Annotated in this window: 13 protein-coding genes and 2 pseudogenes; 6 read left to right on the top strand and 9 right to left on the bottom strand. The window is 69.4% G+C overall.

Going from position 1 to position 14,927, the window contains the following annotated elements:
* Positions 1-5: 5 nt before the first annotated feature.
* From ACIRVH_RS34235 to ACIRVH_RS34215, 5 genes are read right to left on the bottom strand one after another with little or no spacing between them, the layout of a single operon-like run.
* Positions 6-803, bottom strand: a complete 798-nt coding sequence (locus ACIRVH_RS34235) for an ABC transporter permease (RefSeq protein ID WP_403961548.1) — start codon at positions 801-803, stop codon at positions 6-8.
* Entirely contained in the window at positions 804-1,733 is a 930-nt protein-coding gene (locus ACIRVH_RS34230; protein ID WP_403961546.1) for an ABC transporter permease, read from the bottom strand.
* Between the two features lie 2 nt (positions 1,734-1,735).
* On the bottom strand, positions 1,736-2,890 hold the full coding sequence (locus tag ACIRVH_RS34225) for an ABC transporter ATP-binding protein (protein WP_403961543.1): 1,155 nt from the start codon (positions 2,888-2,890) through the stop codon (positions 1,736-1,738).
* A 7-nt stretch (positions 2,891-2,897) separates the two neighbouring features.
* A complete protein-coding gene (locus tag ACIRVH_RS34220; RefSeq protein WP_403961541.1) occupies positions 2,898-4,133 on the bottom strand; it encodes a PotD/PotF family extracellular solute-binding protein in 1,236 nt (411 codons plus the stop codon).
* A 52-nt stretch (positions 4,134-4,185) separates the two neighbouring features.
* The gene (locus tag ACIRVH_RS34215) at positions 4,186-5,721 is read right to left on the bottom strand and encodes a gamma-aminobutyraldehyde dehydrogenase (protein ID WP_403961538.1); all 1,536 of its coding nucleotides are present in this window, start codon (positions 5,719-5,721) and stop codon (positions 4,186-4,188) included.
* Between the two features lie 209 nt (positions 5,722-5,930).
* Here ACIRVH_RS34215 and ACIRVH_RS34210 point away from each other — a divergent pair, with 209 nt between their 5' ends.
* Positions 5,931-6,488 (top strand): NADAR family protein, encoded by a 558-nt coding sequence (locus tag ACIRVH_RS34210; RefSeq protein ID WP_403961535.1) that lies wholly within the window; start codon positions 5,931-5,933, stop codon positions 6,486-6,488.
* A 94-nt stretch (positions 6,489-6,582) separates the two neighbouring features.
* On the opposite strand, the gene ACIRVH_RS34205 is transcribed toward ACIRVH_RS34210, so the two are convergent.
* Entirely contained in the window at positions 6,583-7,014 is a 432-nt protein-coding gene (locus tag ACIRVH_RS34205; protein ID WP_403961532.1) for a DUF4190 domain-containing protein, read from the bottom strand.
* A 584-nt stretch (positions 7,015-7,598) separates the two neighbouring features.
* Here ACIRVH_RS34205 and ACIRVH_RS34200 point away from each other — a divergent pair.
* Together ACIRVH_RS34200 and ACIRVH_RS34195 are read left to right on the top strand one after the other, a co-directional pair.
* Positions 7,599-8,720 (top strand): adenosine deaminase, encoded by a 1,122-nt coding sequence (locus ACIRVH_RS34200; RefSeq protein WP_403961527.1) that lies wholly within the window; start codon positions 7,599-7,601, stop codon positions 8,718-8,720.
* Positions 8,721-8,762: 42 nt separating this feature from the next.
* A complete protein-coding gene (locus ACIRVH_RS34195) occupies positions 8,763-9,464 on the top strand; it encodes a glycerophosphodiester phosphodiesterase (RefSeq protein WP_403961524.1) in 702 nt (233 codons plus the stop codon).
* On the opposite strand, the pseudogene ACIRVH_RS34190 reads toward ACIRVH_RS34195, so the two are convergent.
* Positions 9,446-9,697: pseudogene (locus ACIRVH_RS34190) on the bottom strand (sigma-70 family RNA polymerase sigma factor); the annotation flags it as partial. The gene ACIRVH_RS34195 and the pseudogene ACIRVH_RS34190 sit on opposite strands and share 19 nt — an antisense overlap.
* Positions 9,698-9,816: 119 nt before the next feature.
* Complete coding sequence (locus ACIRVH_RS34185) at positions 9,817-11,334, bottom strand: fibronectin type III domain-containing protein (protein ID WP_403961521.1); 1,518 nt, start codon at positions 11,332-11,334, stop codon at positions 9,817-9,819.
* Positions 11,335-11,679: 345 nt separating this feature from the next.
* Here ACIRVH_RS34185 and ACIRVH_RS34180 point away from each other — a divergent pair, with 345 nt between their 5' ends.
* Together ACIRVH_RS34180 and ACIRVH_RS34175 are read left to right on the top strand one after the other, a co-directional pair.
* Positions 11,680-12,198 (top strand): hypothetical protein, encoded by a 519-nt coding sequence (locus ACIRVH_RS34180; RefSeq protein WP_403961519.1) that lies wholly within the window; start codon positions 11,680-11,682, stop codon positions 12,196-12,198.
* Between the two features lie 245 nt (positions 12,199-12,443).
* Positions 12,444-13,626 (top strand): annotated as a pseudogene (locus ACIRVH_RS34175) (serine hydrolase domain-containing protein).
* Here the strand turns inward: ACIRVH_RS34175 and ACIRVH_RS34170 are convergent.
* Entirely contained in the window at positions 13,604-14,113 is a 510-nt protein-coding gene (locus ACIRVH_RS34170) for a hypothetical protein (protein ID WP_403961516.1), read from the bottom strand. The pseudogene ACIRVH_RS34175 and the gene ACIRVH_RS34170 sit on opposite strands and share 23 nt — an antisense overlap.
* Before the next feature lie 343 nt (positions 14,114-14,456).
* On the opposite strand from ACIRVH_RS34170, the gene ACIRVH_RS34165 reads away from it, so the two are divergent.
* A complete protein-coding gene (locus ACIRVH_RS34165; RefSeq protein ID WP_403961513.1) occupies positions 14,457-14,918 on the top strand; it encodes a cyclic nucleotide-binding domain-containing protein in 462 nt (153 codons plus the stop codon).
* Positions 14,919-14,927: the final 9 nt, after the last annotated feature.

Raw genomic sequence — 14,927 nt, 5'->3', positions numbered from 1 at the left:
GAGCTTTACGCCTTTTGACTACGGCGGTTGGTGATGAGCATCGAGACCAGGACGAACAGCACGGCGACGAGGAACATGGCCGTACCGATGACGTTGATCTGAACGGGGGTTCCGCGCTGCGCCGAACCCCACACGAACATGGGGAAGGTGACGGTCGAGCCCGCGTTGAAATTGGTGATGATGAAATCGTCGAAGGAGAGCGCGAAGGACAGCAGCGCGCCCGCGGCGATTCCGGGTGCCGCGATCGGCAGGGTGACCCGCAGGAAGGTCTGCGCCGGGCCGGCGTAAAGGTCCCGGGCGGCCTCCTCCAGCCGCGGGTCCATCGACATCACGCGCGCCTTGACCGCGGTGACGACGAAGCTGAGGCAGAACATGATGTGCGCGATCAGGATCGTCATGAAGCCGAGCTGGGCGCCCATGTTGAGGAACAGGGTGAGCAGCGAGGCCGCCATGACGACCTCGGGCATCGCCATCGGCAGGAAGATCAGCGAGTTGACGGCGCCGCGGGCGCGGAAGCGGTAGCGGACCAGCGCGAAGGCGATCATCGTGCCGAGGATCGAGGCGCCGATCGTCGCCCAGACGGCGATCTGAAGGCTGAGGGACAGCGAGCCGCACATGTCGGCGACGCCGCACGGGTCCTTCCAGGCGTCCGTGGAGAACTGCTGCCACTCGTAGTTGAAGCGCCCCTTCGGCTTGTTGAAGGAGAACACCGTCACGATGATGTTCGGCAGCAGCAGATAGGAGAGCGTCAGCAGTCCCGCGATGACGACGAGATGGCGCTTGAGCCAGGTGACGAAGGGCATTTAGACCAGATCCTCCGTCCCGGAGCGGCGGATGTAGACCGTGACCATGAACAGGATCGCGGCCATGAGGATGAAGGACAGGGCGGCCGCCGTCGGATAGTCCAGGATGCGCAGGAACTGCGTCTGGATGACGTTGCCGATCATGCGGGTGTCGGTCGAGCCGAGGAGTTCGGCGTTGACGTAGTCACCGGCCGCCGGGATGAAGGTCAGCAGCGTGCCGGAGACCACGCCCGGCATCGACAGCGGGAAGGTCACCTTGCGGAAGGTGGTCCACGGCTTGGCGTACAGGTCGCCGGCCGCCTCGTGCAGCCGCCCGTCGATCCGTTCCAGCGAGGTGTAGAGCGGAAGGATCATGAACGGCAGGAAGTTGTACGTCAGACCGCACACCACCGCCAGTGGCGTGGCGAGGACGCGGTCGCCGGCCGTCCAGCCGAGGAAGTTGGTGAGGTCCAGGATGTGCAGCGAGTTCAGGGTGTGCACGACCGGGCCGTTGTCCGCGAGGATCGTCTTCCAGGCCAGGGTCCGGATCAGGAAGCTGGTGAAGAACGGCGCGATCACCAGGATCATGATCAGGTTGCGCCAGCGGCCCGCGCGGAAGGCGATCAGATACGCCAGCGGGTAGCCGAGCAGCAGGCACAGCACGGTCGCCGCGGCCGCGTAGAACACGGACCGCAGGAACTGCGGCCAGTACTCGGCCAGGGCGTCCCAGTAGGTCGCGATGTGCCAGGTGACCTTGTAGCCCTCCTCCAGGGAGCCCGTCTGCACGGACGTGGAGGCCTGGTAGATCATCGGCAGCGCGAAGAAGACGATCAGCCACAGGAGGCCGGGGAGCAGCAGCCAGTACGGCGTGAACCTGCCGCGCTTGCGCGGCGCCTGCTTCGCCGCCTCGGCGGGAGCGAGAGGCGGGGGTGCCTCGGTGAGCGTCGACATGTCTACGCGGCCTCTTCCTCGACGGACTCCACGCCGGCGTCGATGTCCTGGGCCGCGTCCAGGCCGAAGGTGTGGGCCGGGCTCCAGTGCAGGACGACGTCGGCACCGGGGACCAGCCGTCCGTCGCGCTCGACGTTCTGGACGTAGACCGCGAACTCGTCGCAGACCGGGGTGTCGATCACGTACTGCGTGGAGACGCCGATGAAGCTGGCGTCGGCGATCTTGCCGGTGATGCGGTTGCGGCTCTCGGAGATGGAGCCGGCGTCGTCGGCGTGGGTGAGCGCGATCTTCTCGGGGCGGATGCCGACCAGCACCTTGCCGCCGGTCGTCGTCCGCGCGGAACAGCGCGCCTCGGGCAGCACCAGCTTGCCGCCGCCCGCCTTCAGCACGATGTCGTCGCCGTTCTTCGTGTCGACCTCGGCCTCGATCAGGTTCGAGGTGCCGAGGAAGTTCGCGACGAAGGTGGTCTGCGGGTTCTCGTACAGGTCGTTGGGCGAGCCGAGCTGCTCGACGCGGCCCGCGTTCATCACGGCGACCGTGTCGGCCATGGTCATGGCCTCCTCCTGGTCGTGCGTGACGTGGACGAAGGTGATGCCGACCTCGGTCTGGATGCGCTTGAGCTCCAGCTGCATCTGGCGGCGCAGCTTGAGGTCGAGGGCGCCGAGCGGCTCGTCGAGCAGCAGCACCTTCGGGTGGTTGATCAGCGCCCGGGCCACCGCGACACGCTGCTGCTGGCCACCGGAGAGCTGGTGCGGTTTCTTGCGGGCCTGCTCGCCCAGCTGGACCAGGTCGAGCATGTCCTCGACCTGCTTCTTCACGCTCTTGATGCCGCGCCGGCGCAGACCGAAGGCGACGTTCTCGAAGATGTCGAGGTGCGGGAAGAGGGCGTAGGACTGGAAGACCGTGTTCACCGGCCGCTTGTACGGCGGCAGATGGGTGACGTCCTGGTCGCCGAGGTGCACGGTGCCGCTGGTCGGCTCCTCCAGGCCCGCGATCATGCGCAGGGTGGTGGTCTTGCCGCAGCCGGAGGCACCGAGGAGGGCGAAGAAGGAGCCCTGCGGCACGGTCAGGTCCAGCGGGTGTACGGCGGTGAAGCCGTTGTCGTAGGTCTTGCCGATGCCGGTGAGGCGGACGTCGCCGCTGCTGTCTGTCGTCATGGTGTCGTCACGCCCCTGTGAGCTTCGCGAACTTCTGCTGGTAGGCCGTCTCTTCCTTCGAGCTCAGGGCGCGGAAGGCATGGGACTTGGCCTGCATGGCTTTGTCGGGAACGATCAGCGGGTTGCTCGCCGCCGACTTGTCGATCTTGGCAAGGTAAGGCTTCACGTCCGCGACCGGACTGACGTAGTTGACGTAGGCGGAGAGTTCCGCGGCCGGCTGGGGCTCGTAGTAGAAGTCGATGAGCCGCTCGGCGTTCGTCTTGTGGCGCGCCTTGTTCGGGATCAGCATGTTGTCGGTCGACGTCATGTAGCCGCTGTCCGGGATGACGTAGGCGACGTCCGGGTTGTCGGCCTGGAGCTGCACGATGTCGCCGCCCCAGGCGACACAGGCGGCCAGGTCGCCCTTGCTGAGGTCCGAGGTGTAGTCGTTGCCGGTGAACCGGCGGATCTGCCCCTTGTCGACGGCCTTCTGGAGGCGGGCGATCACCGCGTCGTAGTCGTCGTCGGTGAACGTCCCCGGGTCGATGCCCATGTCGAGCATGGTCATGCCGACGGTGTCCCGCATCTCCGTCAGCAGACCGACCCGGCCCTTGAGCGCGGGGTTGTCCAACAGATCGGAGACCGACTTCACCTCGACACCCTTGAGGGCCTTCTTGTTGAAGGCGACGACGGTCGAGATGCCCTGCCAGGGGTACGAGTAGGCGCGGCCCGGGTCCCAGTCGGGGCTGCGGAACTGGTCCGACAGGTTGGCGAAGGCGTGCGGCAGGTTGGCCGCGTCCAGTTTCTGGACGTAGCCGAGCCGGATCACGCGGGCGGCCAGCCAGTCGGTGAGGACGATCAGGTCACGGCCGGTGTCCTGGCCGGCGGCGAGCTGCGGCTGGATCTTGCCGAAGAACTCGTCGTTGTCGTTGATGTCCTCGGTGTACTTGACCGAGATGCCGGTCCGCTTGCGGAACGCGTCCAGCGTGGGGTGGGTCTTCCCGCTGTCGTCCACGTCGATGTACTCGGGCCAGTTGGAGAAGTTGACGACCTTCTCCTGGGCCGAGCGGTCGTCGGCGGAGACCCCGCCCTGGGACTTGCCGGCCGCGGGGATGCCGCAGGCGCTCAGCGCCCCGACGCCGCCCACCGCGAGCGCGCCGCCCAGGAACGACCGGCGGGCCAGGGCGGCCCGGCCGGAGCGGAGACTGCGCCGGATGGCGGCCAATTCGACCGGGGTAGGGCGGTCGGGCTCGTACTGCCTCATGCGCTAGATGCCCTTTCGGGAAGCCGGCCGCGCCGAGCGGCCGGAGGTATGACTATCGGTCCCCGAAGATCGTGCGGTGCCAGTCCTTCCGCGCCACCGCCGTATTGTCGAACATTACGTGCTTGACCTGCGTGTACTCCTCGAACGAGTACGCCGACATGTCCTTGCCGAAGCCGGACGCCTTGTAGCCGCCGTGCGGCATCTCGCTGATGATCGGAATGTGGTCGTTGATCCACACACAGCCCGCCTTGATCTCGCGGGTGGCGCGGTTGGCCCGGTAGACATTGCTGCTCCAGGCGGAGGCGGCGAGGCCGTACGGGGTGTCGTTGGCCAGCCGGATGCCCTCATCATCACTTTCGAACGGCAGAACGACCAATACCGGACCGAAGATCTCGGACTGGACGATCTCGCTGTCCTGGGTCGCGTCGGCGACGAGGGTGGGCCGATAGTAGGCGCCGTCCTTGAGGTCACCCTGCGGGGCCTCGCCCCCGGCCACCACGCGCGCGTAGGCACGCGCCCGGTCCACGAAGCCGGCCACCCGGTCACGCTGGGTGTGCGAGATGAGGGGGCCGAGGTCGGTGCCGGGAGCGAACGGGTCCCCGAGCCGTACGGTCTCCATCAGCGCGGCCGTCCGCTCCACGAAGGCCTCGTAGAGCGGTCGCTGCACGTACGCGCGCGTGGCGGCCGTGCAGTCCTGCCCGGTGTTGATGAGCGCGCCCGCGACCGCGCCGTTGACGGCGGCCTCCAGGTCGGCGTCGTCGAAGACCACGAAGGGGGCCTTGCCGCCCAGCTCCAGGTGGAGGCGCTTGACGGTGGCGGTGGCGATCTCGGCGACCCGCTTGCCGACGGCGGTGGACCCGGTGAAGGAGGTCATGGCCACGTCGGGATGCCCGACGAGGTGCTCACCGGCCTCCTTGCCGGCCCCCGTGACGATGTTGATGACACCGTCCGGGATGCCCGCGTCCGTGGCGGCCTGGGCGAACATCAGCGAGGTCAGCGGGGTCAGCTCGGCGGGCTTGAGCACGATGGTGTTGCCCGCGGCGATCGCCGGAAGGATCTTCCAGGCGGCCATCTGGAGGGGGTAGTTCCAGGGCGCGATCGATCCCACGACACCGATGGGCTCGCGCCGGATGTACGACGTGTGGTCGCCCGAGTACTCACCGGCCGACTGCCCCTGCAGATGCCGGGCAGCGCCCGCGAAGAACGCGGTGTTGTCGATGGTCCCCGGTACGTCGAACTCGCGGGTCAGCTTCAGCGGCTTGCCGCACTGCAGGGACTCGGCACGCGCGAAGTCCTCGGCACGCTCGGCGAGCACGGCGGCGAAGCGGTGCAGGGCGTCCGAGCGCTCGCCCGGGGTGGTGGCGGCCCAGCCCGGGAACGCCTCGCGCGCCGCGGCCACGGCGGCGTCGACGTCGTCGGCGCCGGCCAGCTCGTAGGTGTACACCTCCTCGCCGGTGGCCGGGTCGACCACGGCGTGGGTACGGCCCGAGGTGCCCTTCGTCAGGCGGCCCGCGATGAACTGCGCGCCTTCCGCGAAACGCTCCTGTGCGGGGAATCGTTCCGGGGTGGCGGTGCCCGGGTTGTGCATGTCGCTCTCCTCCGCCGTTCGCCCCGTCCCGGGGGGTGGGTGGCGTAGCTCCAGCTCGATTTGAGTGCCGATCCTGACAGAGCAATAGGACTCCAACAAGTGATTCCGTTGTTGCCTTTTGATTACGCGACGGAATCTGTCGACCAGGTGTCGAGTCGGCACGGAAAACGGCGGACGTAGTGTCAGTGGTACGTGCCACACTCGCGTGCATGGGGAAGATCGACGGGGTGGAAGCCCTGATCAGGGAAGTCAAGGCGGGGGCTCGAATCAGGTACCTCCACTTCTGGGGACACCGTCCGCGGCCGGACGGCCGGCTCGGGGCGAGCTGCCTCAGCCAGTGGTGGCCGTCACCCTTCGTGGTGGACGGTGTCGAATACGCGACGGCCGAGCACTGGATGATGGCCGGCAAGGCGCGGCTGTTCGGCGACGCGGAGGCGGAGCGCCGGGTGCTGGCCGCGGGTCATCCCGCCGAGGCCAAGAAGGCGGGACGGCTGGTCCGCGACTTCGACGAGGCGATATGGGAGCGGGAGCGCTTCCGGATCGTGGTCGAGGGCAGCGTCCACAAGTTCGGGTCGGACGAAGACCTCCGGACGTTCCTGCGGAACACCGGCGACCGTGTCCTGGTGGAGGCGAGCCCTGTGGACCGCGTATGGGGCATCGGCCTCGCCGCGGACGACGAGGCGGCCTCGGACCCCGAGCGCTGGCAGGGACCGAACCTGCTGGGCTTCGCGCTGATGAAGGCGCGGGAGCGGCTGACGGGGGTGTGATGCCGCGGGCCTTCGGCGGGGGTGAGCGGGCCGGGGCGGCAGAGGGGTCGTCGGACGGCCAGCGGTCGTCGGACGGTCAGCGGTCGTCGGACGGTCAGCGGTTGTAGACGGCGATGAAGAACGCGAAGAGGCCCAGTACCAGGACGATGCCGGCGGCACCGCAGATGATCCCGGCCAGGGCCACGCCCGGGTTGGTGGCCTCGCCCCGGCGGGCCTTGCCGCGGCCCAGAGCGCCGAGGACCACGGCCACGACGCCCATCACCAGGGCCACCGGCCACGCGCAGAAGCCGACCGTCGCCAGGATGCCGAGCACCAGGGAGGCCGTACCCATGCCGTTGTTCGGCTGCGGCTGCAGACCCGGCCAGCCGTAGCCGCCCGCCGCGGGGTAGGACGGGATGCCAGGTCCGCCGTAGCCCGGCTGCGGCTGCTGGACCGGGTAGCCGTACGGCACCTGTCCGGGGCCGTCGGGGGACATGGGCGGCGGGGGTACGGGGGCCGTCTCCTGGGGCTGGGACGGAGATGCCATGGGCAGCCCGTACGGGCTGCCGGGGGCGACCGGAGGGGCGTAGGGGCTCACCGGGTTGCCGGCCGAGGGGCCGGCAACGGGCGGAGCGAACGGGTTCGCAGGGGGTGCGAACGGGTTTGCCGGGGCTCCGGTGGGCGGCGCGGCGGCCGGAGGGGCGTACGGATCGGCCGGCCTGGCCCACGCCGGGGGGACCGCGTCGGCAGGGGCGTCCGGGGTGGGGAGGGAGACGACCGTCTGCTGGTCGTGGACCGAAGGGTGCGGCTGTGCCGGGGCTCCCGGCGCACCGGAGAGAACCGTGTCACCGGCTCCCTGCCCGCTCCCAGGAGACGCGGACGGACCTGTGCCCGCGGGCCGCGGCGCTCCCGGCTGTGCGTCGGCCGGCTCTGCTTCCGCCGCCCGCCCGGGCGCCCCTCGCTCCCCGCTCCCCTTGTTCAGGGAAACCCGAGGCGGCTCAGCCCCGTCCCCGGCGCCGTGCTCCCGTGGCGTCGGCTGTGGCACCTCGTCGGACATCGCTCAGGCCCCCCTGTGATCGTCGTCCCATCATGCTACGGCGCGGGTCGGGCCGCCGCGGGCCGGGGCCTACGATGATCCCGAGTCATCGATCAGCCGATCACCCGCGCCCGGACGGCGGACCTCGCTCCACGGGCGCCGTTCCCGGGGAGGAACCCTTGACCGACCGCGATCTGCACGCCTTCATCGCCGGACTGCCCAAGGCCGAACTGCACGTGCACCACGTCGGCTCCGCCTCCCCCCGCATCGTCTCGGAACTGGCCGCCCGCCACCCCGACTCCAAGGTCCCCACCGACCCCGAGGCGCTGGTCGACTACTTCACGTTCACGGACTTCGCGCACTTCATCGACGTGTACCTGTCCGTCGTGGACCTGATCCGCACCCCGGAGGACGTCCGGCTGCTGACCTTCGAGGTCGCCCGCGACCTGGCCCGCCAGCAGGTGCGCTACGCCGAGCTGACCATCACCCCGTTCTCCTCGACCCGGCGCGGCATCGACGAGCTGGCCTTCATGGCCGCGATCGAGGACGCGCGCAAGGCGGCCGAGGCCGAGTTCGGCACCGTGCTGCGCTGGTGCTTCGACATCCCCGGCGAGGCCGGTCTGCGGTCCGCCGAGGAGACCGCCCGCCTCGCCACCGACGACCGGATCCGCCCCGAGGGCCTGGTGTCGTTCGGGCTCGGCGGGCCCGAGATCGGTGTGCCCCGGCCGCAGTTCAAGCCGTACTTCGACCAGGCCATCGCCGCCGGCCTGCGCTCCGTCCCGCACGCCGGGGAGACGACCGGCCCCGAGACGGTGTGGGACGCGCTGACCGAGCTGCGTGCCGAGCGGATCGGGCACGGCACCAGCTCGGCGCAGGACCCCGAGCTGCTCGCCCACCTCGCCGAGCACCGCATCGCGCTGGAGGTCTGCCCGACCTCCAACATCGCCACCCGCGCGGTCCGCACCCTGGACGAGCACCCGATCAAGGAGTTCACCCGGGCCGGCGTGCTGGTCACGATCAACTCCGACGACCCGCCGATGTTCGGCACCGACCTCAACAACGAGTACGCGGTGGCCGCCCGCCTCCTCGACCTAGACGAGCGGGGCCTCGCCGACCTCGCCAAGAACGCCGTGGAGGCGTCCTTCCTGGACGCGCCGGGCAAGGCCAGGATCGCGGCGGAGATCGACACGTACACCACCACGTGGCTCGCCCCCTGACCCCTGCGCGGTGACCATCGCGCGATGGTCACAATGGGGGCCATGCAGACCGTGACCGCCGTGGCCCACCGCGGCGCCCCCTACCGCTTCCGCGAGAACACGCTCGACTCGCTGCGTTCCGCGCTCGACCTGGGTGCGGACGCGGTCGAGATCGACGTACGCCTCACCCGCGACGGCGTCCCCGTGCTGCTGCACGACGAGACGCTGAAGCGGCTGTGGGAACACGACCGGCCCCTGCGCTCGCTGTCGGCGGACGAGGTGCGCGGGCTCACGGCGGGCGGGGTGCCGACGCTGGCGGAGGCGCTGGCCGCCACCGGTGACAGCCGGGTGCTGATGGACCTGTGCGGGCGGGTCGACCGCCGGACCGTGCGCCGGGTGATGGACGTGGTCCGGCAGGGCGGGGCCCGGGACCGCGTGTACTACTGCGCGCACGCCGAGGCCATGCTCGCCGTCCGCGCCGCCGACCCGGCCGCCGAGATCGCCCTGACCTGGACGACCCTGGCCCCGCCCCGCCCGGCGCTGCTGGACGTGGTGCGCCCGCGCTGGCTCAACTACCGCTTCTCCCTGGTCGACCGGGACCTCGCGGCCCGCGTCCACCGCGACGGATACCTGCTGTCCGTCTGGACCCCGGACACCCGCCGCTCCATGCGCCGTCTCCTCGACCTGGGCGTCGACTCCATCACCACGAACCGCGTCGACGCCCTGCACGCGCTGCGCAACGGCGGCTACACGCGCGAGCGTTGAGGGACCGTCGCCGGGTCCGTGGGGGTGGTGCGGGTGACGTACTGCGGGACGGGTGCCGAGTCCAAGCCGTCGTCGCGGACCAGACCGTAGCGGACGGCTCCCTGCGCGGGGCCGGTGACGACGTCCTGGTGCACCGCCTGCCAGCTGGACGGGAAGACGACGAGGCCGCAGTCGCAGCCGCGTTCGTCCTGGGTGAGGGTGACCGTGCCGTCCACGTAGAAGTACTCGTTCTGCAACGCCGTAGATCACACTGTGGAGACGGGCTCGGCGGGGGCCGGATAACAGTTTTTTCCGGGCTGCCTTCGCTCTACCGGGTGGAGAAGGGGTTCATCCGCCACGGTTCTCCCACCGATCACTTATGGGCGACCGCGGGCACGGCGAGTGGCTCCGATCGGGGTGTGGTGTTCCTGCCGTCGGTGACGGCGATCGTGTACTGGTGGCGAGAGCCAGAGGCGACGGAGTCCGTGTACGTCATCTCCGGCAGCTTCCAGTCGACCGACCGCTGCTTCAGCGAGGCCACGCGGACTCCATCGCGATAGATCAGGTACGTCAGCCGCGCATCGTCCCGGTCCCAGGTGGCCTGCCAGCTGAGAGTGATCTTCCCGGCGCGTGAACTCCCAGCTCTGAGCTGGGGAGTTGCTTCGGGAGCGGTGTTCGCGGGCCCAGCCGCGAAGCGCGTCAGCCCCTGCTGGGGTCTGCCGTTGACCATCGTGAACTCGCCTCCCGCCCAGAGGATTCCCTTGGCCATCGCCAGCGTTCTGGGGCCGATCTGCTCCCCGAGTCCGTCGTCCGTGTCGGGGAACCAGTGCAGGATGCGCCTGTCCTTGACGGACTGGGCCAGGAAGTGCCGACGGCGCCCGTCGGGGAAGCCCCCGGGCGTACGGACGCAGTTGTGCGCATGGGAGGCGCTGTAGAGAATGCCCTGGTGCACGAGGACGGTCTGGGTGGCGCCCTGACACATGTCCTTCCACACCATCTTGCCGTCGGACAGACGGCCGGCGATGCGACCGTCGAAGACGCCCGTCCCTCTGCCTTCGGCTCCTACGTAGAAGTTGGTCTTGTCCCGTGCCAGCGTCTTCACCGACGAACGCTTCGGAAGCCACCGCGGGTACGTGGTCACGGTCGAGCCGGTCGAAGGGTTCAGGGCGACCAGCGCCTGTACTTGCGCGCCGTTGACTTGGTGGAAGTCACCACCGACGAGGACCTTGCCCTGTTTGGGAGCGGCCAGGATGGCCCGGACCGGCTGGTCGATGTCGGCCCTGAAGGGCAGCAGTGACCCCTTGGGGCTGAGCGAGGCGACGTACTTCCTGGTCTTGCCGTCGACGGCCATGAAATCGCCGCCCAGGTAAACCGTGGTGCGGGTGGTGTCGATGGCCCGGACCGTCGCCGCCACCGCGGGACGGAAGTCCGTGCGCAGTGAGCAGTTGGCCGTGTTGAGCGCGACCGCGCTGGCCACGCCGGTCGTGTCGACCTTGCCGAACGATCCGCCGACGTACAGCACCTTGCCGTCGCGCGACGCCTTCAGCGCTCGTACGGTCCCCTCGGCCTCCGTGAAGGAGTGGGCGCACGGCAGCAGCTTGCCGGTGACGGCGTCGAACGCGGCGAAGTTCTTCCGGGCGACTTCCTTCTCACCGGGCTTCGCACCCGGCGGGCGGACGCGGTCGAAGGTACCGCCGACGTACACGACACCATGGACGTACTCGACCGACCAGACGATGCCAGTGGTCTGCCACGTCGCCAAAGGGGCGGCGGTCAGGGTCTTTTCGTTGCGTGCCTGCGAGCCGTGGGCGGTCGCGAGCGGCGCGGCCGCGAGAAGGGCCACGGCGGAGGCCGTGGTGACGACCCTCGCCGTGCTTTTCCTCAGACGCATGGAACATCCCGGGGTAGAAGTGGGACATGAGTGGTCAGAAAGCAAGGGAATGAAAACGCCGCAAACAATACTGAATGCAGAGATTCCCGAGGTGGCTCCCGGGCCGAGGCCGACCGTCGTGTCACCCACTTAACCTTTCTGGCCGCTTTATGGGACTCGAACGGTCCAGTAAAAGGAGTCGCAAAGCATACAAACCACCGCGCCATGGAAGTGTTCAGGGCGCCCGGTGATGGACGAACGTCCAGCACTCGAACCCTCGACGGAAAAGCGCGGGAGTTCGCGCGGGCGGGATCCGGTGCCCGAGGAATGGGCCCAAGCCGACAAGGAGGAGTGCTCGTAATGCGAGTGACTACCCGTTCGAAGACACAGGTATGGGGAGCGCGGCTCGCCTGCGCGGGGCTGACCACGGCGGTGGCTCTCGGCATCGCCGCCAGCCCCGCGTCGGCGGCTCGGCTGCCGGGTCCGCCGAGCGCGGCGGGCGTGCAGCCCGTCGAGTACGACGCGAGCGTGACCTGCGCAGACATCCTGGGGACCGGCGCGTTCACGTTCGCGTTCCAGCAGATCCCCGTGAACAGCGGGACCTTCACCTTCGCCCCGCCGAACGACAACGGTTCGGTCACTCTCAGCGTTCACGGCCCCGCCAGCAGTCCGCTGGTCGACTTCGGCATCAACGGCCCGTACGCTGCCCGCGGCATCATCGTCAGGGGTGCCTCGACCTCCAACTTCTACGGCTACCAGGCGCCTGACTTCCCCAACGGGATCAAGTCGGACGAGGACCTCCACGCGCCGCTCAAGCCGGCCACCGATACGTTCTTCAACCCCACCCGCTTCGATGTCTGCGGGATCCCCAGCAACTACAGCTGACAGAGGCGCGGGCCGGCCGTACAGGACCGGCTCAAGGATCGGGGCCCGGGAAACCGGGCCCCATCCCTTTCCGGACGCATCCGAACGCCCGCCTAGGGCGGCATCCCGCACAACTCCCCTGATTTTCGCCCTGGTTGATGGAGAGGTTGCGTCAGGGGGGCGCCCCTTCCTGCCGACGATCCCGATCACGGCACATCCGACGGACGATGATCGCGAAGCCCAGGTCGCCCCCTCAAGGAGTCACCATGCGTCCGCGCAGCCGTCGCACCGTCCTCGCCGTCTCCCTCGCCCTGGCCCCGGCCTGGCGGCCGGTCCGCTGATGGCGCCCGCCTTCGCCGCGTCCGCCCCGGTGTCCGCACGAGAGACGGCGACCGTCCCGCATCCCGAACTGCTGGGTGCCGCGCTCGCCGGGCTGCCCGGTGACGACGCGACCGCCGCGCTGGTCCGGGTCGGCGGCACCGACGGGACCTGGCGGGCAGCGCGGACGTGCACGATCTGGCGAGCGGGCGGGCCGCGGACCCGAACGCCCGGTTCCGGGCCGGTTCCACGACGAAGGTCGTGACGGCGGCGACCGTGCTGAAGCTGGCGGCCGAGGGTGAGGTCGACCTGGACACGCCCATCCAGCACTACCTGCCCGGACTGCTCACCCCGGCGTTCAAGCCCATCTCCGTACGGCAGTTGCTGAACCACACCAGCGGCATCAGGGCGGGCGACGGCTGGGGCGACGACTTCGCGGACCAGTACGCCCACCGCTTCGACACGATCACCCCGGAACAGGTGGTGGCCTCGGCGGTGGCGAAGGGGCCGGAGTTCGACCCCGGTGACCAGCAGGACTACCTGAACATCAACTACACGATCCTCGGGATGCTGATCGAGAAGGTGACGGGGCACTCGTACGAGCACGAGGCGACCCGGCTGGTGCCGCGCCCGGCCGGCATGCGCCACACCTCTTTCCCCGGCTCCGACCCGGTGATCCACGGCCCGCACAACCACGGCTACCAGCTGGTGAAGGACGCCGACGGGACCACGCGGATGGTGGACGTCAGCGACTGGAACCAGGCGGACCTTCCCCAAGCTCTCAACTTCGTTCGAGCAGGGGAGACCCCATCGGCGGCGGGCGACATGATCTCCACGACCGGCGACCCGGAGCGGCTGATCACGGCACTGTTCCAGGGCCGGATCGTGCCCGAGCCGCAGCTGCAGTAGATGTTCACGGTGCCGGCGAACATCACCGGCGCCACCTACAGCGGGGTGTACTGGCTCAAGTCCGGAGCCCGCTACGGATACAGCACGGCGATCGCCGCCACCCGGAACCTGAGCCGTACCCTCGTCCACTCGGTCGACACCACGGACGCCAAGGGCGAGTCGGCGAACCCGGTCGCCCAGCGCATCATCATGGCCACCCTCAGGCAGCAGCCGGAGCGCTGAGCGCCTCCAGCCGCTTGATCTTCTGCCGTACGACATACAGCGGGACGACTCCGAACACCCCGAACGACATGTCGATCAGCGACCACCAGAAGGGGATTCCCCGGATCGGTCCGCAGATCAGGGCGAGCGGGATGATCCCCGCGCAGGCGATCATCCCGAACTCCACGACCCAGATGTTGCGGACCGGGTCGCGGTACGGCCCGTAGAAGGCGACCGCGATGACGAGGTGCGCGAACGCCAGCCAGTCCGTGCCGTACAGCACGAAGGGGTACTTGGCGTCGACGGTGTCGAGCCCGTCCCGCACCCGAGAGATCCACTCCATGAGCCCCGGCAGGTGCTCGGGCACGGACAGCGCCCGCAATGTGCTCTCCGTCCACCGGAGTTCGTGCACCAGCGGAAAGGCGGTGGCCCCGCTGAGCACAAGACACACGACGAAGGTGACCAACCAGACGCGAATGCCCTTCAGCAGGGCGGCTCTGTCGCTCATGCCAGGAGCGTACGCCTGCATTTGAACACGTTCAAAACTGCCCCCGTCGGTAGTTGACAGTTCTGGACGTCCCGGCACTGGTGGACCGGCCGTTCCCGTGGTGTGCTGGAAGTGGCGGGAAGGACCCCTTGGAGACGCGGGGAAGCGGCTCGCGGCCGTGCACCGCGCAATCAGGATCCGCGAGAAGTGGATGGAGCCCTTCCCGCCCTTCATGGCACCTCGCCCCCGCCTCTCAGTGGCGCCGGATGGGCCGAAGGGCCCCGGGCCGGGGCCGGGCGGCCCGTGGTGCGGGGATCCGGGGTGGCACAGGGTGGGGTCAGACGCCACGAAGGGAGCTCGTGCGATGACCTCGGCCACGACCACCATGAACGCGGCCCTCCCCGCCGAACACCGTGAACGGCTGATGCGGGTCGCCCGTGAGGTGTCCTTCGCCGCCGGGGCGCGACTGTTCGAGGAGGGCCGGCGCGCCGACCGCTTCTGGATCGTGCGGACCGGCAGCGTCGCGCTCGACCTGCGTGTGCCCGGCCGCCGTCCCGCCGTCGTCGAGACGGTCGGGCACGGCGAACTGATCGGCTGGTCCTGGCACTTCCCTCCCTACCTGTGGCATCTGGGCGCCGAGGCGACGAGTCCGGTGCGGGCCTGGGAGTTCGACGCCGAGACGGTCCGGGAGATGTGCGCCGCCGACTCCGGGTTCGGACGGGCGATCGCGGTCTGGGTGGGCCGGGTGGTGGCTCAGCGCCTGCCCGCCTCCCGGGCCCGGCTGCTCGACCTCTACGCCCCGTACGGCAGCGGTGGCCTGGCGTGACACCCGGCT

The organism is Streptomyces sp. NPDC101165 (genome assembly GCF_044768135.1).
GTDB lineage: Bacteria > Actinomycetota > Actinomycetes > Streptomycetales > Streptomycetaceae > Streptomyces.
This window is presented reverse-complemented; position numbering and strand designations above follow the sequence as displayed.